Annotated in this window: 18 protein-coding genes and 1 tRNA gene; 11 read left to right on the forward strand and 8 right to left on the reverse strand. The window is 71.8% G+C overall.

The window, feature by feature from the left end:
- The first annotated feature begins 59 nt into the window (after nt 1-59).
- The 4 genes from OG858_RS13820 (at nt 60) to OG858_RS13835 (ending at nt 5,537) form a co-directional block, all read left to right on the forward strand.
- Nucleotides 60-1,727, forward strand: a complete 1,668-nt coding sequence (locus OG858_RS13820; RefSeq protein WP_328544844.1) for an alkaline phosphatase D family protein — start codon at nt 60-62, stop codon at nt 1,725-1,727.
- A 167-nt stretch (nt 1,728-1,894) separates the two neighbouring features.
- Entirely contained in the window at nt 1,895-4,144 is a 2,250-nt protein-coding gene (locus OG858_RS13825) for an FAD/NAD(P)-binding protein (RefSeq protein WP_408059396.1), read from the forward strand.
- Nucleotides 4,145-4,230: 86 nt separating this feature from the next.
- On the forward strand, nt 4,231-4,686 hold the full coding sequence (locus OG858_RS13830; RefSeq protein WP_086748076.1) for a DoxX family protein: 456 nt from the start codon (nt 4,231-4,233) through the stop codon (nt 4,684-4,686).
- Nucleotides 4,687-4,925: 239 nt separating this feature from the next.
- Nucleotides 4,926-5,537: a DedA family protein gene (locus OG858_RS13835; RefSeq protein WP_086749217.1), complete on the forward strand. Its 612-nt coding sequence runs from the start codon at nt 4,926-4,928 to the stop codon at nt 5,535-5,537.
- A 276-nt stretch (nt 5,538-5,813) separates the two neighbouring features.
- On the opposite strand, the gene OG858_RS13840 is transcribed toward OG858_RS13835, so the two are convergent.
- Nucleotides 5,814-6,041 carry a DUF2277 domain-containing protein gene (locus OG858_RS13840; RefSeq protein ID WP_037704742.1) on the reverse strand — a complete coding sequence of 76 codons (228 nt, stop codon included), beginning with the start codon at nt 6,039-6,041 and terminating at the stop codon, nt 5,814-5,816.
- Nucleotides 6,042-6,214: 173 nt separating this feature from the next.
- Here OG858_RS13840 and OG858_RS13845 point away from each other — a divergent pair, with 173 nt between their 5' ends.
- Complete coding sequence (locus OG858_RS13845; RefSeq protein WP_327723946.1) at nt 6,215-7,123, forward strand: ketopantoate reductase family protein; 909 nt, start codon at nt 6,215-6,217, stop codon at nt 7,121-7,123.
- A 189-nt stretch (nt 7,124-7,312) separates the two neighbouring features.
- On the opposite strand, the gene OG858_RS13850 is transcribed toward OG858_RS13845, so the two are convergent.
- Nucleotides 7,313-8,233: a LysR family transcriptional regulator gene (locus OG858_RS13850; RefSeq protein ID WP_319064683.1), complete on the reverse strand. Its 921-nt coding sequence runs from the start codon at nt 8,231-8,233 to the stop codon at nt 7,313-7,315.
- Nucleotides 8,234-8,378: 145 nt separating this feature from the next.
- Here OG858_RS13850 and OG858_RS13855 point away from each other — a divergent pair, with 145 nt between their 5' ends.
- On the forward strand, nt 8,379-8,705 hold the full coding sequence (locus OG858_RS13855; RefSeq protein ID WP_328544842.1) for a hypothetical protein: 327 nt from the start codon (nt 8,379-8,381) through the stop codon (nt 8,703-8,705).
- A 74-nt stretch (nt 8,706-8,779) separates the two neighbouring features.
- Here the strand turns inward: OG858_RS13855 and OG858_RS13860 are convergent.
- A tRNA-Val gene (locus tag OG858_RS13860) sits at nt 8,780-8,851 on the reverse strand.
- Between the two features lie 153 nt (nt 8,852-9,004).
- Here OG858_RS13860 and OG858_RS13865 point away from each other — a divergent pair.
- From OG858_RS13865 to OG858_RS13875, 3 genes are all read left to right on the forward strand, one after another.
- A complete protein-coding gene (locus tag OG858_RS13865; RefSeq protein ID WP_086753991.1) occupies nt 9,005-9,790 on the forward strand; it encodes a DUF4097 family beta strand repeat-containing protein in 786 nt (261 codons plus the stop codon).
- A 99-nt stretch (nt 9,791-9,889) separates the two neighbouring features.
- Entirely contained in the window at nt 9,890-11,434 is a 1,545-nt protein-coding gene (locus OG858_RS13870) for a hypothetical protein (protein WP_408059397.1), read from the forward strand.
- A gap of 140 nt (nt 11,435-11,574) precedes the next feature.
- A complete protein-coding gene (locus OG858_RS13875; RefSeq protein WP_086749021.1) occupies nt 11,575-12,219 on the forward strand; it encodes a DUF4383 domain-containing protein in 645 nt (214 codons plus the stop codon).
- A 28-nt stretch (nt 12,220-12,247) separates the two neighbouring features.
- Here the strand turns inward: OG858_RS13875 and OG858_RS13880 are convergent, their stop codons facing one another.
- The 3 genes from OG858_RS13880 to OG858_RS13890 form a co-directional block, all read right to left on the reverse strand.
- The gene (locus tag OG858_RS13880) at nt 12,248-13,390 is read right to left on the reverse strand and encodes an amidase domain-containing protein (protein ID WP_319320437.1); all 1,143 of its coding nucleotides are present in this window, start codon (nt 13,388-13,390) and stop codon (nt 12,248-12,250) included.
- A 106-nt stretch (nt 13,391-13,496) separates the two neighbouring features.
- On the reverse strand, nt 13,497-14,786 hold the full coding sequence (locus OG858_RS13885; RefSeq protein ID WP_086751993.1) for a polysaccharide deacetylase family protein: 1,290 nt from the start codon (nt 14,784-14,786) through the stop codon (nt 13,497-13,499).
- A 47-nt stretch (nt 14,787-14,833) separates the two neighbouring features.
- Entirely contained in the window at nt 14,834-16,960 is a 2,127-nt protein-coding gene (locus OG858_RS13890; protein WP_328545336.1) for a transglycosylase domain-containing protein, read from the reverse strand.
- 483 nt (nt 16,961-17,443) lie between these two features.
- On the opposite strand from OG858_RS13890, the gene OG858_RS13895 reads away from it, so the two are divergent.
- Both OG858_RS13895 and OG858_RS13900 read left to right on the forward strand, forming a co-directional pair.
- Entirely contained in the window at nt 17,444-17,665 is a 222-nt protein-coding gene (locus OG858_RS13895; protein WP_037704483.1) for an FmdB family zinc ribbon protein, read from the forward strand.
- A gap of 157 nt (nt 17,666-17,822) precedes the next feature.
- Entirely contained in the window at nt 17,823-18,551 is a 729-nt protein-coding gene (locus OG858_RS13900) for a DedA family protein (protein ID WP_406201678.1), read from the forward strand.
- A gap of 204 nt (nt 18,552-18,755) precedes the next feature.
- On the opposite strand, the gene OG858_RS13905 is transcribed toward OG858_RS13900, so the two are convergent.
- Both OG858_RS13905 and OG858_RS13910 read right to left on the reverse strand, forming a co-directional pair.
- Nucleotides 18,756-19,574 (reverse strand): HAD family hydrolase, encoded by an 819-nt coding sequence (locus OG858_RS13905; protein ID WP_328544840.1) that lies wholly within the window; start codon nt 19,572-19,574, stop codon nt 18,756-18,758.
- On the reverse strand, nt 19,574-22,363 hold the full coding sequence (locus tag OG858_RS13910) for a phosphoribosyltransferase (protein WP_319259287.1): 2,790 nt from the start codon (nt 22,361-22,363) through the stop codon (nt 19,574-19,576). Before OG858_RS13910 ends, OG858_RS13905 begins: the two co-directional genes overlap by 1 nt.
- Nucleotides 22,364-22,368 lie beyond the last annotated feature (5 nt).

The following is a 22,368-nucleotide window of genomic DNA, read 5'->3' on the forward strand; positions in this document are numbered from 1 at the left end:
CCTCCCCGTTCCCCTCCGTCGTTCCGTACCGTACGGGGCGACGGAGGAAGGTGATCGCGATGACCGGGCTGCGCCTGGGACCACTGCTTCGCTATGTGGACGGCTCGTCCGCGACCGTGTGGGTCGAGGCGAGCCGTCCGTGTCTCGCCGAGGTGCGGTGCGCCGGCGGCGGGCGCGGCGAGGCCCGCACCTTCCAGATCGCCGGCCACCACTACGCGCTGGTCCCGGTGACGGGCCTCGCACCGGGCACGACCTCGGCGTACGAGGTCCTGCTCGACGGCACGCCGGTGTGGCCCCTGCCCGACTCCTCCCACCCGCCCTCCGAGATCCGCACCCCGGCCGAGGGCGACACCGTCCGGGTCGCCTTCGGCTCCTGCCGCTGGGCCGCGCCGCCCGCCGGCGAGCCGGACCCGGTGGGCCCCGACGCCCTGGACACCCTGGCCGCCCGGCTGGCCGCCGACCCGGGGGCCGAGCGCCCCGACGTACTCCTCCTCCTCGGCGACCAGGTCTACGCGGACGAGACCTCCAAGGCCACCCGCCACTGGCTCGCCGCCCGCCGGGACCTGGCCGACCCGCCGGGCGACCAGGTCGCGGACTACGAGGAGTACACGCACCTCTACTACGAGTCCTGGCTCGACCCCGAGATCCGCTGGCTGTTCTCCACCGTCCCCAGCTGCATGATCTTCGACGACCACGACGTGATCGACGACTGGAACACCAGCGAGGCCTGGCTCACCGGAGTGCGGGCCACCCCCTGGTGGCGCGAGCGCATCCTGAGCGGCCTGATGTCGTACTGGGTCCACCAGCACCTCGGCAACCTCTCCCCGGCCGAACTGGCCGCCGACCCGCTCCACGCCGCCGTACGCGCCACCCCGGACGGTACGGACGCGCTGCGCGCCCATGCCTCCCGGGCCGACCAGGATCCGGCCTCGGTCCGCTGGAGCTACCGGCGGGACTTCGGGCGCGTACGGGTGCTGATGCTCGACAGCCGGGCCGCGCGCGTCCTCGACGAGCGGAACCGCTCGATGCTGGACCCCGGCGAGGCGGAGTGGCTGCGTACCCAGGCACTGGACGCGCGCGGTTCGTACGACCATCTCCTCATCGGTACCTCCCTGCCCTGGCTCCTGCCTCACCTCGTGCACGACGCCGAGTCGTGGAGCGCCGCCCTGTGCCGGGGCGAGCGCGGGGAGCGCTGGGCGCGGTTCGGGGAGAAGCTGCGCCAGGGCGCGGATCTGGAGCACTGGGCGGCCTTCCCCGACTCCTTCGAGGACCTGACCCGGCTGATCGCCGAGGCGGGCTCGGGCGCCGACGCCCCGGCGACCGTACTCGTGCTCTCCGGGGACGTGCACCACGCGTACATCGCCGAACCGTCGTGGCCGAAGGACGCCTCCGACGGCGGCGCCGGGCATCGGGGAGGTCCCGACGCCCGCGTGCTCCAGCTCACCTGCTCCCCCGTGCACAACTCCATCCCGCTCTCGATAAGGCTCGGCTTCCGCTTCGGCTGGAGCGGGACGGGGCGGGCCCTCGGCCGGTGGTTCGGGCGGCACGGGCGGGGTGCGCGGCCGTCGATCGACTGGCGCCGCACGGCCGGCCCCTGGTTCGGCAACCACCTCATGACGCTGACGCTGCACGGCCGTTCGGCACGGCTGCGGCTGGACCGCGCGCGGGCCCGGAAGGACGGCAGGGCAGAGCTGGAAACGGGAATGGATTCGACGCTCACCCCCTGATCCACCCCTTGCGTCCGGTTGTTTCCCCTGGTGTCCGAGATGCTCGTGAGGCATCCCACACCTGGCGCGCCTGATGGGTTTCAGAGCTCTGTTCCCGTGACGTACGGCGGCATGATGAGGCGGACCGTCCGCTTGCCGGCGGGCGGTCCGCCGTACCGCGCCCCACGATGCGCCCCACACGCACGGGAGTTACCCCCTTGTCCGATTTTCCAGGGATCAGTGACATCGGTATCGCTCTCGTCGGCGCCGGCCCGCGCGGCACCAGCGTCCTGGAACGCCTCTGCGCCTCCGCCCCCGAACTGCTCCGCCCCGGCACCCGCCTGACCGTCCACGTCGTCGACCCCGCACCGCCGGGCCCCGGACAGGTCTGGCGCACCGCCCAGTCCCCCCACCTGCTGATGAACACGGTGGCCTCCCAGGTCACCCTGTTCACCGACGACAGCGTGGACTGCTCGGGCCCGATACGCCCGGGACCGAGCCTGTACGAGTGGGCCACCGGCGGGAAGAGGGGGTCGGACGGGTCGCATCAGCGGGGCGGCCCGGACGAGTTGGGGCCCGACGACTATCCGACCCGGGCCCAGTACGGCCGCTATCTGGAGTGGGTCTTCGCCGAGGTGGTGCGCGGCGCGCCGCCCGGGATCCGGGTCGAGGTGCACGGCACCCGCGCGGTCCGCCTCGACGACGCACCCGACGACGCACCCGGGGGAGGGCAGCGGCTCACGCTCGCCACGGGCCGGGTGCTCACCGGCCTCGCCGCCGTGGTCCTCACCCAGGGCCACCTGCCCACCGTCCCGGACCGGACCGAGCGGGGCCTGACCGCGTACGCCGCCCGGCACGGCCTACGCCACTTCCCGCCCGCCAACCCGGCCGACCTGGACCTCTCCCCCGTCGCTCCGGGCGAACCCGTCCTGCTGCGCGGCCTCGGCCTCAACTTCTTCGACCACATGGCCCTGCTGACGACCGGCCGGGGCGGCCACTTCGTACCCGACGACGAGCAGGAGGGCGGGACGGACGGCCGGAAGGACGGCGGGAAGGGGGTCCTGCGGTACGTCCCCTCCGGCCACGAGCCACGTCTGTACGCGGGTTCCCGGCGCGGCGTCCCGTACCAGGCACGCGGCGACAACGCCAAGGGCCCCTACGGCCGTCACACCCCGCTCGTCCTGACCCCCGAGGTCATCGCGGCCTTCCGTAAACGCGCGGACTCCGGTGAGGCTCCCGACTTCCTGGCGGAGATATGGCCGTTGGTGGCGAAGGAGGTCGAAACGGTCTACTACGAGAAGGTGTTGGGGGCGACGACGACGGCTTCGGCGACGGGGCACGGCACCCTAAGCAACTGTCGTAGTGGCTCCCGGGGCGACTCCCGGGGCGCCTTCCGAGGCGTTTCGCCCGAGGGCTCCCGAAGCGCTTCACCCGGCAACTCGCCGGGCACTTCGCGTGGCGGTCCGTCGTACGACCCGTTTCGCGTGCCGTCGTGCGACCTCTTCGGCGACGCCTTCATCGGTGACGCCTCCCGCGGCCCCTCCCTCACCTCCTTCCGTGACCGCTTCCTCGCCGCACCCCACCGTTCGCCCCAGGAGACCGCCGTCCTCGACGCGTTCGGGGTGGTGGAGGCGGACCGGTGGTCGTGGGACCGGGTCCTGTGGCCGTACGCGGAGCGGGAGTTCGCGGACACCGAGGAGTGGCGGGGGTGGCTGCTGGAGTATCTGCGGGAGGACGCGGCTCAGGCTGAGCTCGGGAACGTCGAGGGGCCGGTGAAGGCCGCGCTGGACGTACTGCGGGACCTGCGGAACGAGGTGCGGCTGATCGTGGACCACGGCGGGCTGGCGGGAGCGTCGCGCCGGGAGCATCTGGACCGCTGGTACACGCCGTTGAACGCGTTCCTGTCGATCGGGCCGCCGCGCAGCCGTATCGAGGAGATGTCCGCGCTGATCGAGGCGGGCGTACTGACCGTGCTCGGCCCACGGCTGGAGGTGAGGCCGGAGGACGGGGCCTGGCTGGCCCGCTCGCCCGAGGTGCCGGGGTCGGCGGTCCGGGTGACGACGGTCGTCGAGGCCCGCCTCCCCGAACCGGACCTGCGCAGGACCGCCGACGATCTGCTCGCCGGACTGCTGAGGGCGGGAGGGTGCCGCCCGCACCGGGTGGACGGGTACGAGACGGGCGGACTGGACGTGACATCTCGCCCCTATCATCTGATTGACCGTCAAGGTGCCGCACACGCAAGGCGGTTCGCCTTCGGGGTGCCCACGGAGGGCGTGCACTGGGTGACGGCGGCGGGCGCCCGACCAGGGGTGGATTCGGTCACACTTTCTGACGCGGATGTCGTGGCGCGAGCGCTTCTACGTGCGACGACACCTGAAAACACCCCTCAAGTGCAGGTAAAGAGCTGGCCAGATGTTGAACTTGCAAGCATCGATTAGGTCTGCCTAACGTGGATGACTCATCGGTAATAACCGTCCCCACCGGTCCCATCGGGACCGGGTCACTACCGAAGGAGTCCCCCACCATGACCGGACGCCTCAACAGCGCCCAGCCATACGTCCTCGGACTGTTCCGCATCGTCATCGGCCTGCTCTTCATCTGCCACGGCGCCCAGAAGCTATTCGGCCTGCTGGGCGGCGCCGACGGACAGGGCGGCACCGTCGCCGCCGGCACCTGGCCCGGCTGGTACGCGGCCGTCATCGAACTCGTCGGCGGCTCCCTGGTCCTCCTCGGCCTCGGCACCCGCGCCGCGGCGTTCATCGCCTCGGGAGCCATGGCCTACGCGTACTTCAAGGTCCACCAGCCGCAGGCCCTGTGGCCGGTCGAGAACGGCGGAGAGGGCGCGGCCCTCTACTGCTGGGCCATGTTCCTCCTCGTCTTCACCGGCTCCGGCGCGCTCGGCCTCGACCAGTTCTTCACCAAGCGCCAGGCCGCGTCCACGGGCAAGGCCACCACGAGCAAGGCCCCTGTGACGGCCTGACGCACCCCGGTCGCCACCGGCACGAACGGGCCGCCGGGGGCACGACTCGCCCCCGGCGGCCGCACCCGCTCCCCCACCCCTCCTCGCCCCTTCCTCACCCGCCCCCTCTCGGCGCACTGTCCGGATGAACACGGTGTGACAGACACATGAGCCCCTGTGAGCCTTCTGTCATACCCGGGGCGTACGCTGATCGGCTGTCACGGGTCACCGTGCCGTCGGGGGAAAACAGGGAGTGCTCGGTGCTTGAGAGTCTGGGTTGGCTGGCCGCCGGCCCATGGATCTACGCCGTCGTGGGCGTGTCCATCATGTTGGACGTGTTCCTCCCGGTCCTCCCGAGCGGTGTCCTGGTCGTCGCGGTGGCCACGGCGGCCGCGGCCGAGACGGCGGCGGGAGCGATGGCCCGCGAGGTCCCCGACATCCTGGTGCTGATGCTCTCGGCGGCGACCGCGTCCGTGGTCGGTGACCTGGTGGCCTACCGCCTCGCCTGGCGGGGCAGCGCCCGGCTCGACCGCGCCATCGCCCGCTCCCGACGCCTGACGACCGCGCAGGAACGTCTCGGCGCCGCGCTCGCCCGAGGTGGCGGCCTCCTGGTGGTCGTCGCCCGCTTCGCCCCCGCGGGCCGTTCCGTCGTCTCCCTCGGCGCCGGCGCCGCCCGCCATCGCGCCCGCGACTTCCTCCCCTGGTCCGCCCTCGCCGGCCTCGCCTGGGCCGCCTACAGCGTCGCCCTCGGCTATTTCGGCGCCCAGTGGCTCGGCCCGACCTGGCTCGCGACGGCGGTGTCCTTGGCGGCCCTCTTCGGCGCGGGCGCGGCAGCGGCGTACTTCATGCGCCACCCTCGCACCGCCGACTGACCCGACGCGGGCCGACTCGGGGGTGCGTTCTCAGGGTGCGGGTGGGTGGGGGCTGGTCGCGCAGTTCCCCGCGCCCCTGAAAAGCAGGGGCTGCGCCCCGCGCTTTTCAGGCCCGCAGGGCCGTGGTTTTCCAGGCCCGCAGGGGCCTGGTCTTTCAGGGGCGCGGGGAACTGCGCGAGAAGCCCCACCCACCCGCACCCGAAGAGCCAACACCCGGGGTCGAAGGGGCAGCGCCCCTGGGGGATGGGACGGGTAGGGGTGGCGGGGGCGAGGAAACTACCCGGCCCGCCGAGCGCCACCCCTGACCTCCAGCCCGTCCAACAACTCCGCCGTAGCCGCCGCGATCACCTCCACCGCATGATCGAAGACCTCACGATTGTGCGCCGCAGGCGCACGGAACCCGGAGACCTTGCGAACGTACTGAAGAGCAGCGGCACGAATGTCGTCCTCGGTGGCCTCCTCGGGCAGGACGGGCGGTCGAAGGGTCTTGATGCTGCGGCACATGACCCCAGTCTCGCGCGTACGCCCGCACAACCCCAGGCCGACGGCCCAGGTCACCGCCCTTCCCAAACAGTTCCTTGGGTATCGGCAAGGTCCCCCGAGGATTGACTCCGCTCTCCACCCCTTGTGATCATCACCGAGGCCGGCTCGACCCACCCGGCGGAAACGAGGGGACCATGACGAACGATCGGCTCACGGTGGCGGTACTGGGCCCGGGCGGCGTGGGCGGACTGCTCGCCGCGCTCCTGGCCCGCGCCGGGAACCGCGTGATCTGCCTGGCCGGGGAGGCGACCGCGCAGGCCCTGGAGAAGGACGGCATCCAGGTGGCAAGCGCCCGCTTCGGCGAGTTCACCGCCCGCGTGGAGACCGCGACGCAACTCGGCGAACCGGTCGACGCGGCCCTGATCGCGGTGAAGCACACCGCCCTGCCGGCCGCCCTGGACCGGCTCCCGGCGGCGGCCCTGGGCCCCGGCACCCTGGTCGTACCGTTCCTGAACGGCGTCGAGCACCCGGCGATCCTCCGCGCCCACTACGGCGGGACCGTCCCCGTCGCCCCCGCCACCATCCGCGTGGAGTCGACCCGGGTCGCCCCGGGCGTCATCGAGCACGGCAGCCCCTTCGCGGAGGTCGACCTGACCGGCGACTCGGTCCCTCCGGGCCGCCTCAACTCCCTTGCCGGAGCGCTGGAATGGGCCGGAGTGGGCACTCGCGTCCTGCCGGACGAGACGGCGGTGCTGTGGGCGAAGATGTCGTTCCTGGCCCCGTTCGCCCTGCTGACGACCCGCCACGGCCTGCCCCTCGGCGAGATCCGCACGCAGCACCGCGGGCAACTGACCGCCCTGGTCGAGGAGACGGCGGCGGTCAGCGCGGCCGTCGGCGCCCCCGTGGACCCGGCCGAGGCGCTCCGCCGCTACGACGCCTTCCCGCCCACCACCAGGTCCTCCATGCAACGCGACGCGGAGGCCGGCCGTCCCCTCGAACTGGACGCGATCGGCGGCGCGTTGCTCCGCGCGGCCGAGCGACACGGCGTACCGACACCCGTGGCGACCGCGGTCGTGGCCGAACTGCGGGCAGCGGGCCACTGAACGTGCCCCGGCCCCGCACCCGGCCCCGGCCCTGCACCCGGTCCGGGGCCGGGGCCGGGGCCGGGGCCGGGGCTCCTACACCGCCCGCACCCTGCCACGACCGAGGTCGTGGCGGAACTGCGGGCAGCAGGCCACTGAACGTGCCCCGGACCCGGCCCCGGCCCCGGTCGCAGTCCGGGGCCCAGGCTCCTACACCGCCCGCACCCCGCCCCCCACCCGCACCGCGTGCCGGGCCACCGTGTCCGCGAAGGCGCGGGCAGGTGGTGACAGCGCCTCCCAGCGCCGTACGGCCCAGCCGACGGTGAGCGGGGGCAGATCGGGGACCGGGACGAAGCGCAGCCCGGGGTGGCCGGGTCCGGTCCAGCCCGGGAGTGCGGGGACGACGGCGTGGCCGACGCCGAGTTCGGTGAGGAGGATCGCGGTGTCCCAGTCGGCGACACCGGCACCGGAAGAGCTGACGGAGATTCCCAACTCTCGGTAGGCGGCGTCGAGATGGGCGTACGAGGTGGAGTTCTCCGGCAGTCCGATGAGCCGCATCCCGTCCAGCTCGCCGCCCTCCACCCGCTCCCGCCCGGCGAGTTCGTCGTCGGCGCGCACGGCGAGCACCCAGGGCAGCTCCGCCACGGCCCGCTGCTCGATGCCGCGGACGGCGGGCCCGAGGGTCACCCACGACAGGTCGAGGTCCCGGGACGGGTCGGCCAGCGCGTCGCGGCACCCGGCGCTCGACCGCTCGGTCCGGAACTCCAGGCCCACGTCCGGGTACGAGCGCCGGAAGTCGACGATGCCCTGCGCCATGAAGTGCCGCACGGTCGTACCGCCGGTCGCGATCCGTACGACGCCGCCGTCGCCGCGCACCATCTCGGCCAGCCTGCGCAGCGCGAGGTCCAGCCCGGTGAGGCCCTCGGCCGCCGCCTCCTGGAGCACCCGCCCGGCCCGGGTCGGCACGACCCCGCGGGCCTGCCGCTCCACCAGCCCGACGCCGACCTCCCGCTCCAGCCGCCGTACGTGCTGACTCACCGCCGACTGGGTGCAGCCCAGCTCACGGGCCACCGCGCTCAGGCTCCCGGCCCGGCAGACGGCGACGAAGACACGGAGATCGTCGAGGGTCACGGAACGAAGGTACCCAAGGTCGAGCTTGGGTGAGAGACCCACCCTCAAGGGCTTCCCTCCCCCCATCCACCCGTTCGGATGAAGCCGGGCCCGAAGTGACAGAAGGAACTCGCATCCCAAAATCGAACAGGCGTACCATTGCCGCGTGGCTAAGACCTATGACTTTCCCAGCGACCTCCTCGCCGGTCAGGAGGAGCTGCATCAGGTCCGGGCCGAGCTCCTGGCACTGCTGAAGCGGCTGCCCTGGTCGGTCGAACCCCTGGACGCCTTCAGTGACGACCACGGCTGGCGGAAGGTCGAGCGCCCCGCCTCCCCTGGCTGGACCCCCGACGAGCAGGCCGAGGTGGAGAAGCTCCGTGAGCGCGAGCGGGAACTGGCGGTCTTCGTGAGCTGTCACCGCTTCTGGGCGGAGGTCGCGACCGAGGAGAAGGTCGAGGCCCGCACCCGCCTCAAGCACGCCCACGGTTCCTGACACACGCGGGACCGACAAGCGAACCCCGGACATGCGAAAGACCCCGGCCGTCGCGGCCGGGGTCTTCGTCTCGGTGGGCATGGACGGTTTCGAACCGCCGACATCCTGCTTGTAAGGCAGGCGCTCTACCCCTGAGCTACACGCCCGAGTACGAGTCGACAGCCTACATCGCGCGAGGGAGTGCCCGGCAAACCGGTAACCGGGGGTTATCCCCACCCCTGTTCCGGGAGCGGCCCGGATCCCCCTCAAGCCGCCCGCTCCGTACGGTCGAAGCACAACGGACGACAGGGGAGATCGCCATGGCACGCACGGCTCGTACGGCTCGCAGGTCACGCACGGGAGCGGCGGTCGTCGCCGGCCTCGCCGTCGCGCTCATGGCGTCCGTCGCCGCGTGCGGGGCGGACGCCGGGGAGGACCGGGACCCGGAGCACCGGAGCTTCGCCCTGGAGGGCCGGACGCTCACGGTCGACTCTGACGACTCGGCGCTCGAACTGGTCGCGGCGGACGTGGACGAGGTGAAGGTGACCCGGTGGTTCGAGGGGCGGGTCATGGTCGGCGGGGAGCCGGGGGTGACCTGGGAGATGAGGGACGACCGGCTGAAGCTGCGGGTGGAGTGCTCCGGCATGGTCGCCGACTGCGCGGCCAGGCACCGGATCGAGGTACCGCGCGGAGTCGCCGTCGCCGTGCGGAGCGACGACGGGAGTGTGGCCGCGAAGGGCTTCGCGGAGCCGTTGGAGGTCCGGTCGGCCGACGGCGCCGTGCGGGTCAGCGACTCCACCGGGCCGCTGGAGCTGCACACCGACGACGGTTCGGTGCGCGCGCTCGGTGTCGAGTCACGGAGCGTCAGGGTGAGCACGAAGGACGGTTCGGTCAAGCTCGAACTCGGCGTCGTGCCGGACCTGGTGGAGTCCCGCAGCGACGACGGCTCGATCAGCATCGGACTGCCGCGCGACACGTCGTACCGGGTGGAGACCGGCAGCGAGGACGGTTCCGTGGATGTGTCGGTGCCCCGTGACGAGGACAGCTCCCACGTGGTGACCGCCCACACCCAGGACGGCTCGGTCAAGGTACGGAACCTGGGCTGAGAACCGTCCGGGAAGCTCGAACCGATCGACCCGTGTTTTCGTCCTTGACCGGTGGGAGAATGGCACCGGTCAGGGTGGATGACAGCACGGGAGAGGGAAGTGACGGCGACACCAGCAGAGCCGTACACGCCGATTGTGCCGAGCGCACAACAAACCCACAGCCGTGCACCACGACCAGCCGACGAGCCCGCGCCACCCCTGCCGGACGGCCCCACGCCACCCCTGTCCCACCACCCCGCACCGCGGCGGGAGGACAGCCGCGTGCCGCGGCTCCGGAACCCCGCGCCCCCACCCGGCCGACCCTCGCGGCCCCTGCGCCGCTCCGCCGGCCGGGACGCGGTCACCCTGCTCGCCCTGCCCCTCGTCGCCCTGCTCGTGCTGCCCGCCTCCTTCGCCGGGGGCGGGACCCGGCGGTGGTTCGGGGGTCGGGCGGAGGGGCAGCGGGCCGAGGCGCAGGCGGCGAAGGACGCCGCGGCGGCCGCGTTCTACGAGCTGGACACCGCGCAGCGCGACCTGCGGATCTCGATAGAGACGATCACGGCGGTGGACGACTCCCCCGGCGCCCGCCGCGCGGCCGACGGCTTCGAGGCGCTGGGGCGGCGGATCGACGAGGCCAGCCACCAGTACATCAACGCCGTGGACGCCCACGACCTGGACCGGGACGACCTGGAGGCCTCCGTCGCCGCCCGCGCCCGGACCGAGCTGACCGCCGCCAAGGACGAGCTGGGGCGGGTCAAACAGGAGCTGGACCGGTTCGCCCAGGGGCTCGGGCCGCTGCTCGGCACGGCCGAGACCCAGCTGGCCCGGCTGGTCCCGGCGGTGGAGCGCGCCCGGCAGGGCCTGCTCGCCGCCTCCAATGCCCTGGACGCCGTGCGGGGTTCGCAGCTGAGGGCCGACGACCTCGCTGCCCGGCTGGCCGCTCTCGCGCCCGAGCTGACCAAGCTGAACCAGGGGGCCGGGCAGCACGGCGTACGGGAGACGCTGGAGCGGGCCGACCGGGTCGTGCGTGAGGCGGAGGCGGTGCGGGCGGAGGCCGAGCGGCTGCCGGAGAAGGCCGCGGAGATCGATCACCGGCTGGTGTCGCTGCGCACCCGCGCGGAGGCGCTGGGCACCCGCGCGGGGCAGGTGCCGCAGGTGCTGAGCGAGCTGCGGCGGCGGTTCGTGGCGGCCTGCTGGCAGGACCTCCAGCAGGTGCCGGACCAGGCCGCTCGGGACGTCGAGCAGGCCCAGCTGAAGCTGCGCGAGGCGCGGGCCGCGCGGGACGCCCAGCGCTGGCCGGACGCGACCTCGCTGCTGTCGACCGCACGCGCGCTGCTGAACCACACCGACGAGGAGGTCTCGGCGGCCGGCGACCGGCTGCGGCAGCTGAACGCCGTACAGAAGGACCCCCAGCAGGAGATCGACCGGACCCGGTTCGCCCTCCGGGACGCCCAGCGCCTCGCCATGACCGGCCGCTCCACCCCCGACCCGCGCCACGCCCGCCCGCTGGACGACTCCGTGGGCCGTCTGGACCGGGCGATCGCCGCACTGGAGGGACGCCACCCCGACTACTGGCACTTCCTGACGGAGACCGAGGCCGTACGGCAGAACGTGGCCCGGGTCGTCGACCTGATCCGCAAGGAGCGCGGCGCGGGCGCCACCTGAGGCGCCCCGGCCCCTCCCGGGCCGGGGCGGGGCCCAGGGCAGCCCGGTCGCCCCCCGGGGCACTGGGTTGCCCGGTCGAGCCCCTCGGCGGATGCTGAAGGGGTACGCAGGCCTCCGCTCACACCCGATGGGAGGCGGACATGGCCACGCACGCCACGCACACGGTGCGTCCGAAGGGCCGGCACGCGGGTCCCCGGCGGCGGATCAGGATCGACGAGCATCTGCCGGTCGACCACCGTCTCAACAGGGTCTACCGGTTCGGGGCGGGCCTGATGGGTCTGATCCTGATCGTCTTCGGCATCCTGGGCCTCATCGACAAGGTGGGCTGGTTCGACACGAACGGCGACGAGGTCGTGGGGCTGAACACCAACGGCACGCTGAGCGTCCTGTCGATCGCCGTGGGGCTGCTGCTGCTCGTCGGCATGGTGATCGGCGGCAACTTCGCCTCCACGCTCAACATGACGCTGGGCGTCCTGTTCATCCTGAGCGGCTTCGCCAACATGGCCCTGCTGGACACCGACTCCAACTTCCTGGCGTTCCGTATCCAGAACGTCCTGTTCAGCTTTGTCGTCGGCATCCTGCTGATGACGTTCGGAATGTACGGCAGGGTCGGCGCGGCTCTGCCGCACGACAACCCGTACTGGCGGGCACGCCACCCGCGGGAGTCGGAGCGCGAGATGCGGCGCAAGGCCGGTGTGGGGATGGCGAAGCTGGAACGGGCCGACGCCCTCCCCGAACCGGAGTCCGGATCGGAATCCGGGTCGGACGGGAAGGGCGCCGGCTGACACCTGGTCGGGCCCGGGGGCCCGGGGCTCAGGTGCGGTACGCGTAGTAGTTCGCGGTCGGGTACGAGGCGATGATGCTCGCGACCGAACGGCGGTAGGTGTCCGCGTCGTGGTAGGTCAGGTACGGGACGCCGCTGGAGCTGCGGTAGGTCGTCATCATGGAGTGGTCCTTGTCGCCATCCTTGTTGAAGTCGACCTGCAGCACGTCGCCGATGTCCATCTGGTAGACGTTAGCGAGCGCGGTGGTCCGCTTGGCGGTCTGGGTGAACCAGGACCACTCGTTGACGCCGATCCAGGCGTCGGCCGTACCGTTCGACGCGTAGTACCAGGTGTCGTACTCCTCGGGCGTGACCGTGGAGATCTGCTTCCAGCCGCCCGCCAGGAGACCCTGGCTGAGGTAGTTGGTGCAGTCACCGCCCGCCGAGTTGTACTTGCGGTACGCCGAGTTGTAGTTCTTCCAGTACTTCTCGGTGTACGTCGCCATGGCGTTGTAGTTGTACGCGCCGCCCGTGAGCGTCTTCGGCTTGGCCACGGGGTTGCGGGTGGTGGCCGCCTTCGGGGCGCTGATGATCGCCATCGGCGTACGGCTCAGCTTGGCGTCCGCCGCCGGGGCCGCGGGCTCGTTGATGCGCGGGGCGCCGCCGTCGGTGGAGCGCATCGCGGTCAGCTGCCAGGTGCCGTCCGCCTGAGCGGCGAAGGTCAGCACGTGGTGCGCGTCGAAGCCCGTGGAGGCGGGCTCGTCGCCACGTATCTTCTTGTACTTGAGGGTCGTGGTCTCGGTGACCTTGACCGTGGCCTTCGTGCCCTTGACCTTGGCACTGTCGACGGTGACCTTGGTGTCGGCCGAGGTGTAGGCCTCACCCAGGTCCGCGAGGCGGGACTTGGTGGAGCGCAGGGCGCTCAGCTTGCCGTCCTCGGCCTTCTTCTGGCCGGACGACAGCTTGACGCCACCGGTGGGCTTCAGCGACTTGCGGGCGGCCTTGCTGCCGAGCAGGACGGCCGTGCGGTCGGTGAGCACGTTGTCCGCGACACGGCCGAAGGCGTCCTTGGTGGCGCTCGTGACCTTGGGCGTCGACGCGGTGGCGCTCGCGGCCGTGACAGGCAGCAGCGCGGTGGCCAGCACGGCCGCCGTGAGGGTCGAGCCTGCGAGGCTCAACGTCCTTGATCTCACTGGGAATCTCCTTGACCCCGAGTTGGTCTTACCCGGGAGCGAATCTTTACATGACCTCCTCAAGTGGAGTGAGGCCGGGGGGTGTAACAGATGGGCAACTGCGTGTTTATTTCACGACCGATGCCCAGTCGGACGGGGCCTGGGCGGGGTCGAGTCCGCGCAGGTTCGCCAGGGTCTCCGGGGACTGGACGTCCATCCAGTCGGCGAGTTCGTCGAAGGACACGCACTTCACGTCCTTCTTCACGCACACGTTCTTGATGACCTCGTCGACGGCGTTCATGTAGATGCCGCCGTTCCACTGCTCGAAGTGGTTGCCGATGAGCAGGGGTGCCCGGCTGCCGTAGTACACGCGGTTGAAGCCGGCCATGTAGGTGTCGATGGTCTCCTGCTGCCAGGTCGGGAACATCGCCGGGTCGCCCTGGGTCTGGCCGTCGGACTGGTTGTAGAGGAAGTTGAAGTCCATCGACAGCGCCTGGTACTCGTCGTTGTACGGGAGCATCTGCAGCGGGAAGTCCCAGATGCCGTTCTTCTTGCCGGGCCACACCTGGTAGGCGCCCGGCGAGCTGGCGTCGTAGCGGTAGCCGAAGTCCTTGACGGCCTTCAGCAGGTTGTCCTGGCCCTCCAGGCAGGGGGCGCGGCCGCCCTTGATGGCGTCGATGGAGAAGGGCAGCGGGTCGAGGTCGGTGTCCCCGGTGTTGGTCTTCCAGTTGGCGACGAAGGAGTTGAACTCCTTGATCTCCTGCTTCCACTCCGCCACGCTCCAGTCGCCGCCGCCCTTCGCGCCGCAGAAGTGACCGTTGAAGTGGGTGCCTATCTCGTTGCCCTCCTCCCACGCCTTGCCGAGCTGCTCCAGCGTGGTGCGGACGTGGTCGTCGGTGGGGTAGCTGATCGCGGCGGCGCCCTTGTCGTGCTGGGGCGGGTCGTAGAGGTCCCGCTTCTCCTTGGGCAGCAGGTAGATGCCGGTGAGGAAGAACGTCATGTGGGCGTCGTACTTCTTCGCCAGTTCCCGGTAGTGCTGGAACAGGTTGTCGTCGCCGGCGAGCGCGCCGTCCCAGGAGAAGACGACGAACTGCGGCGGCTTCTCGCCCTTCTTGAGCGGTACGGCCTTCAGCCGCCCCTTCTGCGGGCCGGTGTAGGAGGTCGAGCCGTCCCCGATGACCTTCGTCCTGCCGTCCCACTGGGGTTCCGAGGAGTTCTTCGTGGACCCCTTCCCCCCGCTGCCGGCCGACGAGGCGGTCGGCGCGGTGTCGGCCGACTGATTCAGCACCATGTAGCCGCCGCCCAGCGAGGCGACCACGAGGAGCGCTGCCAGCGTCAGGAACTGCGGGCGGGTGGTACGGCGCGGCGAGCGCGCTTTGCGACGGCGGCCCTTCTGCGGCTTGCTGCCAGGCTTCATGTACGGCTCATTCTGCGAGGGTGGCGGGTGCGGGTGCTCATCGGTGGTCAGCCGATACTCATCGCACTGGACCAGATGTCGTAGGGGACTCCGGAGTTGGGCGTTCCGGCGATCCCGTCGAGCGGCAGCGGCTCCAGGCTCCTGGCGAGGTCGATGCGGTAGACGACGACGGCGGTCGACACGTCCCGCGCCGTGCCGACGTACCAGGCGGCCTTGTCGTTCTGTGTGGTCCCGCCCTTGCCGGCCACCTCGAAGGAGGCGGCGCCGGGCGAGGTGGGGTGGTCGGCGCGGAAGGCGTCCGTGAGGGCCGAGGTGACCTCGGCGGCCACGTCGGCGCCCACCGCACGTTTCGGCTTCGGGTTGTTCAGCGCGACCCTGGACCCGTTGTGCGTCACCTTGCGCACGGAGTACGGCTCGGTGTGCTTGCCCCGGGCGGCGAAGGTGCTGTAGCCGCTGGCCATACGGATCGCGCTGGGCGTGGCGCTGCCCACGGACAGCGCGGGCACCTGGGCCCCGAGGCTGGAGGAGAGCAGTCCGGCCGCCTCGGCGGTGTCGCGCACCTTGTCCAGCCCGGTGTCCATGCCGAGCTGCATGAACGGTGTGTTCACCGATCCGGCGAGCGCGTCGTGCAGGGTGATCGGGCCCCAGGACTTCTTGCCGTCGTTGTGGGCGGAGACCTGATCGCCGTCCCGGTCCCAGTACGGCCCCTCGGGCGTGGTCACCGGGACGGCGTCGTTGCCGTCGTAGACCGTCGCCGGGGTTACAGGTGTAGCCTCGCCGCCGCGCTGCTTGACGACGCCGTGTTCCAGGCCGGCGGCGTAGACGAACGGCAGGAAGGCCGAGCCGGACGGGACGGTGGTCGCGTTCGACTCGTTGAAGCCCTGTTTACGGTGGTCGGGGCCACCGTAGACGGCGAGGATCCGCCCGTCGGCGTCGACCGAGGAGGCCCCGAAGTGGGCGTCCTTCGCCTTCTTCGGATAGTCCTTCCGCACGGCCTTGCGCGCCTTGGTGACGGCGTCGGTCAGCTCGGTCTGCCGGTCCTTGTCGAAGGTCGTGTAGATCTGGTAGCCGCCCCGGTCGAACTCCTGGTCGGTGAGGTTCGCGGCCTTCTTCGCGTACTGGGAGGCAAGCCGCACCAGGTAGTCGCTCTGCTTGCCGGTGTCGTACTGGTTCGCCTGTTCGATCGGTTCGGGGAACTTCGTGTACTTGGCGCGCTCGGCCTTGGACAGCTTCCCGATGGCCACCATCCGGTCCAGGATCCACTCCCAGCGTTCGACCGTCCGCGCGTGGTTGGCCTTGCTGAGAGAGGGGTCGTAGAGCCCCGCACCCTTGAGGAGGGAGGAGAGGACCGCGGCCTCGCTGACGTTCAGGTCGCTGACGTCCTTGCCGTAGTACGCCTGGGACGCCCGCTGGATGCCGTAGGTGCCGCGGCCGAACCAGCTGGTGTTGAGGTACCCCTCCAGGATCTTGTCCTTGCTCATCTTGTTGTCGAGTTTGAGGGCGATCATCGCCTCGTCGAACTTGCGGCCGAGCGAGCGGTCCTGGGACAGGTACACGTTCTTTACGTACTGCTGGGTGATCGTCGAGCCACCCTGGGTGTCACCCTCGCCGACGGTGCGCACCAGGGCGCGGGTGATGCCGCTGACGGAGATGCCGGGGTCGGAGTAGAAGCTCGCGTTCTCCGCCGCGAGGACCGCCCAGCGCACGTCCTCGGGGACGTCCTTCAGCGGCATCGCCTGGCGCCGCACCCAGCCGGTACGGGCCATGGGGGTGCCGTCGGACCAGAAGTACACGTTGTCCTGCTGGGTGGCGAAGGTGTTGAGGTCGTCCGGTATGTCCGTGGCGGCGTACGCGACGGTGAGGAACATGCCGCTGGCGCCCACGGCCAGACCGGCGGCTCCCAGCGACTGCCTCCACGACGGGACCCAGCGGCGCCAGTCGGTCCGGCCCGGGCGCGGGTAGTGCGGACGCAGCTGGCGGGCGAAGGGAGCGAAGGGGGCCAGCCGCGAGCCGGCGACGGCGGTGAGTCTGGCCAGAACGGACGGCCTGGGCGCCTTGCGCCGGCCTCTTCCCCCTGGCTTCGCCTGGTCCTGCGGGATCTCGAACGCACCCGGCTCGGGCAGCCGCAGCTGCATGGTCTCGTCCGCCGGGGCAGGGGGGAGCTTCAACTGCATGGTGAGGTCGGACTCCCGCACCTCCTCACCCCGCGCCTCCTGCGCCCGCTCCTGCGACGGGACACGCCGACGGCGCGCGCGGCCCTCACCCTCGGAACCGGTCGTCCCCGAACTAGTCACGGCGGGCTCCCTCGCACGGGCGGCCCGAGCGATGCGCGGCAATGATTCTGCGGTGCGCGGCAACCTTTCGCCCACGCACGGCAACTATTCGACCGGGAGACGTGGCTCCCGGTCGACCAAGGACAGCAGTCAAGACTGTCCCCCCTCCCCACTTGGCATCGCCCGTGTGGACGGTCACAGCCGCCACACCCGCGACCGTGAGCCCCCTGTATCCCCCAGCCTTCCGGCCTCCACACAGCGCTCACAAATTATCAGTCACTTTCACAACTGCTTCTGTCAGTAGCGTGAAAATTTGGCCAGTGTGACCGACCAGCCATTATGGAGGACCCTTACCGCCGCGCAAACGCCGGTTAGCCTGGGCCCATGCCTCGCTACGAGTACCGCTGCCGGACCTGCGGCGACACCTTCGAACTGAGCCGCCCGATGGCCGAGTCGTCCGCCCCCGCGGACTGCCCCGAAGGCCACTCCGACACGGTCAAACTCCTGTCGACGGTCGCCGTCGGGGGTTCGGCCGCCGCGTCCGCACCCGCGCCCCGGGCGGGCGGTGGGGGCGGCGGATGCTGTGGCGGCGGCTGCTGCGGCTGATCAACACACTTCGATCAACGGCCGACGGCCCGGGAACGTTCACCGGCCGTCCGCCGGAACGCGCGCTTCGAGCAATTTCTCAGCCTGGCCCCCGGGCGTTCACCGTTCCCTCAGGGTCTCTTCAGCTTCGCTCACCTAGCGTGCCCCCATGACAGCCATGCAAGCGGAGTCGATGAGCGGCGCGCCCCTGTGGATCATCGGTCTGATGGATCTGCTGGGCGCGCCGGGCGCGGGCCTCGCCGTCGCGCTGGAGAACCTCTTCCCGCCGATCCCAAGCGAGGTCATCCTCCCCCTCGCCGGTTTCGCCGCGAGCACCGGGCAGATGAGCCTCCTGGCCGCGCTGCTGTGGACCACCGCGGGCTCCGTCGTCGGCGCCCTGGCCCTCTACGGAGTCGGCGCCCTCCTCGGCCGCGACCGCACGGTCGCCATCGCCGCCAGGCTGCCCCTGGTCAAGGTCGCGGACATCGAGAAGACGGAGGCCTGGTTCCTCAGGCACGGCACCAAGGCGATCTTCTTCGGCCGCATGATCCCCGTCTTCCGCAGCCTGATCTCCGTACCGGCCGGGGTGGAACGCATGCCCCTGCCCGTCTTCACCCTGCTCACCACCCTGGGCAGCGCCCTGTGGAACACGGCCTTCGTCCTGGCCGGCTACTTCCTGGGCGCCAACTGGACGGAGGTGACGGCGATCGCCTCGACGTACTCGAAGATCGTCCTGGGGGCGGCAGCCCTGGCCCTGCTGGCATTCGCGCTGGCCCGCTTCCAGAAGGGGCGCAGCGACAGCCGCCGCGCGGGGGCGCGGGGCTCTGACACATGCGGCTCCGCCGCGCAGGCGCGACAAGCCACGGACCACCCGCAGCCCGCCGACCACAGCTCCCCCACCCCCTGACACCTGCACGGGCACGGGCACGGGCCCAGGCCGAGACACGGGCACGGGCCCAGGCCCAGACACGGGCACGGGCCCAGGCAGGGCCCAGGCAGGGCCCAGGCCCAGGCCCAGACACGCGCACGGGCCCAGGCCCAGACACAGGCACGGGCCCAGGCCCAGACGCAGGCCCAGACGCAGGCCCAGACACAGGCACCCGAACCAGGCTCAGCGCCCCCGCGAGGCCCGCAGGAACTCCCGAAGAATCCGCTCCCCGGCCAGCACACCCCGCTCGGGCAGCGCACTCACCGCAGGCCCCACGAACCCCTCGTCCGCCAGCTCGCCGTGCCCTGGCCGCCAGGCCCGATCCGCGGCGAGCAGCAGATCCGCGTCCAGCAGGGAGTCCCCCGCGGCCAACGTCAGCTCCACCCCGGTCCGCCGCGCGACCTCCCTCATCGCCGCGCTCTTGGTCAACGGCTTCGGCACGGCGTAGATCTTGCGCCCCTGGAGGGACACGGTCCAGCCCCGGTTCTCGGCCCACACCGCGAGATCCTTCACCCACTCCTCGGGAAGCAGCTCGCGCTCGACGACGAGATAGACGAACAGATCCTCCGCGATCCGGTGCTTGCGCACCCACGCCGGGTCCGCCGTGGCCTCCAGGTGGTCCCGCACCTCGGCGAGCGGCGCACACTCGTCCGCGAGCCGGGCGGTGACCCGCTCGTGCCAGGCGACGTCCGTGACGCCGTCCACCAGCAGATGCCCACCGTTGGCGCAGATCGCGTACGTCGGCTCCGGCCCCGGCAGATTGATCCGCTGGTACTGCTTCCGTGTCCGGGTCGTCGTCGGCACGAACACCGCCGCGTCCCCCAGCTCGGCGAGCAGCCCCGCGGCCGTCTCCGTCATGTAGGACAGCGGCCGGCTCTCGTGCACCTCGACGGTGAGCAGCCGGGGCGCCCGCGCGTCCGGCATGGTCAGCGCGAGCGCGGCGGCCGAGTAGATGAGCGTACGGTCGAGATCGCTCGCGACGAGAACCCGAGGACCCGGCATCAGACCGCCACCGCCTTGCCGTCGGCGCCGGTCGCGCCCCGCGTGTACTGCGGGTGGATCAACCCCACGCATGTGTACGGCAGTTCGGCCACCTCTTCCACCGGTACCCCTCTCTGTTCGGCGAGCAGGCGTACGTGGTCGAGGTCCGCGCCCGCCCCGGCCCGCGCGAGGATCTTCCACGGTACCCGGCGCAGCAGCACCCGAGTGGTCTCCCCGACACCGGGCTTGACCAGGTTCACGTCGTGGATGCCGTACTCCTCGCTGATCCGCTCGACGGCCGCCCAGCCTTCCCAGGTGGGCGTGCGATCGGCGGCGAGCAGTTCCCCGGTACGGGCGTCCACGGCGTCCGCGACGGCGTCGAAGCGTTCGGCCACGGCGTCCAGGAAGCCGACCGACACATCGACGCCGGCCAGCTCCCGGTAGAACTTGGCCCCGTGGAAGTCGTCGGGCCCGACGAGGTCCGAGCGCAGAACGGTCCGCGATATCAGCCCGGAGACGGTGGAGTTGAGGCAGGCGGACGGGATGAGGAAGTCCTCCCGCGTCCCGTACGTCCGCACGCACGACCCCGGGTCGGCGAGCACGGCGATCTCCGGGTCGAACCCGGTGATGCCGTCGGACTTCTCGAACTCCAGCAGGGCGGCGGCCAGTTCACGGGTGATCGCGCCCTTGCCGGTCCAGCCGTCGACGAACACGACGTCGGCGGGGTCGTGATGAGCGGCCAGCCACCGCAGCGCGTTGGCGTCGATACCGCGCCCCCGCACGATCGACACGGCGTAGTGCGGCACCTCGACCCCGTGCCGGTACCGCGCCCAGCGCCGCATCAGCACGCCCACGGGCGTCCCGGCCCGCGCCAACGACACGAGCACGGGGCGCGCCGACCGCTCGGCCAGCACGGTCTCGGTCACCACCCCCACGGCCAGGGCGATGCGCTCCGCGGAGGTTTCGAGCGCACTGTGGAAGAGGGCCTGGTACTGCTCGCTGGGCTGGTACTCGACCGGCAGGGACTCCGCGTAGTGCGCGCCCCCGCTCTGGATGGCCTCCTCCCGCTCCTCGGTCGGTGCCTCCAACGTCACCTCCGAGAGATCCCGCAACAGCCAGCCGACCTCGTCGGGCGCGTAGGAGGAGAAGTCGGGACCGCGCAGGGGGTCGGGGAGCATGGAGGGCCTTTCGGGGAGGTGCGGGGTCGGGGGCGTCGTCGCGCCGGGTCCGGTCGTACGGGGGACCGGCCTCGGCGACCGGAAGGACGCAGGGGCGGCCATGGCGGGTGCCCCGCCGGGCGAGGGCTCGCGTTCTCCGGCTGCGGCCGACGCTTCTCTCGTCGCTGCCGCACCCGCCGGTGGATACTCCTGGGCCGCCGTGCCGGCGGACGCGCCCGCTCCCGCCACCTCGGCCGGCTCGAACCGTCGGCCCCCTTCTCCCGCCGCGGCGGCGCTCTGCCGGGACCGCGTCTCCGGGAGGTGCGGGACCGGCGGGACGTACGACGGCACCACGGCGAGCAGCACGTTCGGGGTGTGGGCGGCGAGGGTCGCCGGCAGCCCGTCGGGGGCGTGCAGGGCGGCCGTGTCCGCGACCGAGTCGACCACCGCGACCACCGCGTCGAAGCCGCCACCGGCCACGTTGTAGGCGTACCGCTCCCCCGGCCCGTCCGCGGGGTCGTCGTGCGCGGGGAAGACGATGCGGCTGCGTATCGCGTAGCCGGGGTCGTCGACGGCGAGGACGGGTGACCGCGTGGTGGTGGAGAACCGTATCTCCGGCCCCTGTCCCGCCTCGTTCGCCGCTCCTTCCACAAGCCGCTCAAGCTCCCGCGCGAGCGCCAGCGGCGCGTACATCAGCTCCTCGAAGCCGAGCACGAGCACCCGCCGGGCCCCCGGCGGCAGTGCCCCGGCCAGGCGCGCGGCCATGGCGGGCAGCGCGCTCTCCAGCCGTGCGCGGTGCGCGGGGGTGAAGCCGTGCCGCCCCCCGTCGGGCAACCCGGCGGGCCATCCCAGATCGACGCGGGTGACCTGCGAGGCCCCGCCCTTGCCGGCCGGCCCCGCGGAGGCGGCCTCGTACTCCGCGACCAGCGCCTGCCCCTTCTCCAGCACCCCCTCCGGCAGCCGCACGGTCCCCTTCGCCGTGGCCACCAGATCCACCCGCGCCCCGATCTCCCGGGCGAACTCGGCCAGCCGCCCCTGGTCGGCGGCCGACCGCATGTCGACCAGCGCCACGACGACGTACCACTTGCGCGGATAGCGCTCGTGCAGCGCGCGGATGGTGTTGAGGACCGTGTTCCCGGTGGAGAACTCGTCGTCGACGAGCACCAGCGGCCCCCGGCCCGCGAGCAGGGTGGGGTCCTCCGGCAGCAGCAGATGCGACGTCGCGTGGGAGTGGGACTCCTCGAAGCCGCCCGCCTGGTGGACGCCCTCGACCGGGCGCCGGGTGGAGTGGAGGTAGGGCGCCTCGCCCACCCCGTCCGCGACCGAGTGCCCGAGTCCGGTGGCCGTCTCCGCGTATCCGAGGACGACGGCGGTCCGTGCCCCGGCCGCGCCCAGCAGCTCCCGCACCCGGCGCCCCAGCGCGTACCCGTGCCCGTGCACGACGGCCGGCGACTGCGGCACATGCTTGCCGAGGACGTTCGACACCAGCAGATGCGCCCGCTTGGGATTGCGCCGCAGCGCGAGCCCCAGCAGCCCGCCCAGCTCCTCGTCCCCGACCAGTTCGACCCCGAGCCGCTCGCCCACCCAGGCACCGGACCAGACCCCGCCGGACGGGTCGGACGTGCCGGTCGTGTCGTTCGCTGCGTTAATCATCGATT

The sequence above is a fragment of the Streptomyces europaeiscabiei genome, from assembly GCF_036346855.1.
GTDB lineage: Bacteria > Actinomycetota > Actinomycetes > Streptomycetales > Streptomycetaceae > Streptomyces > Streptomyces europaeiscabiei.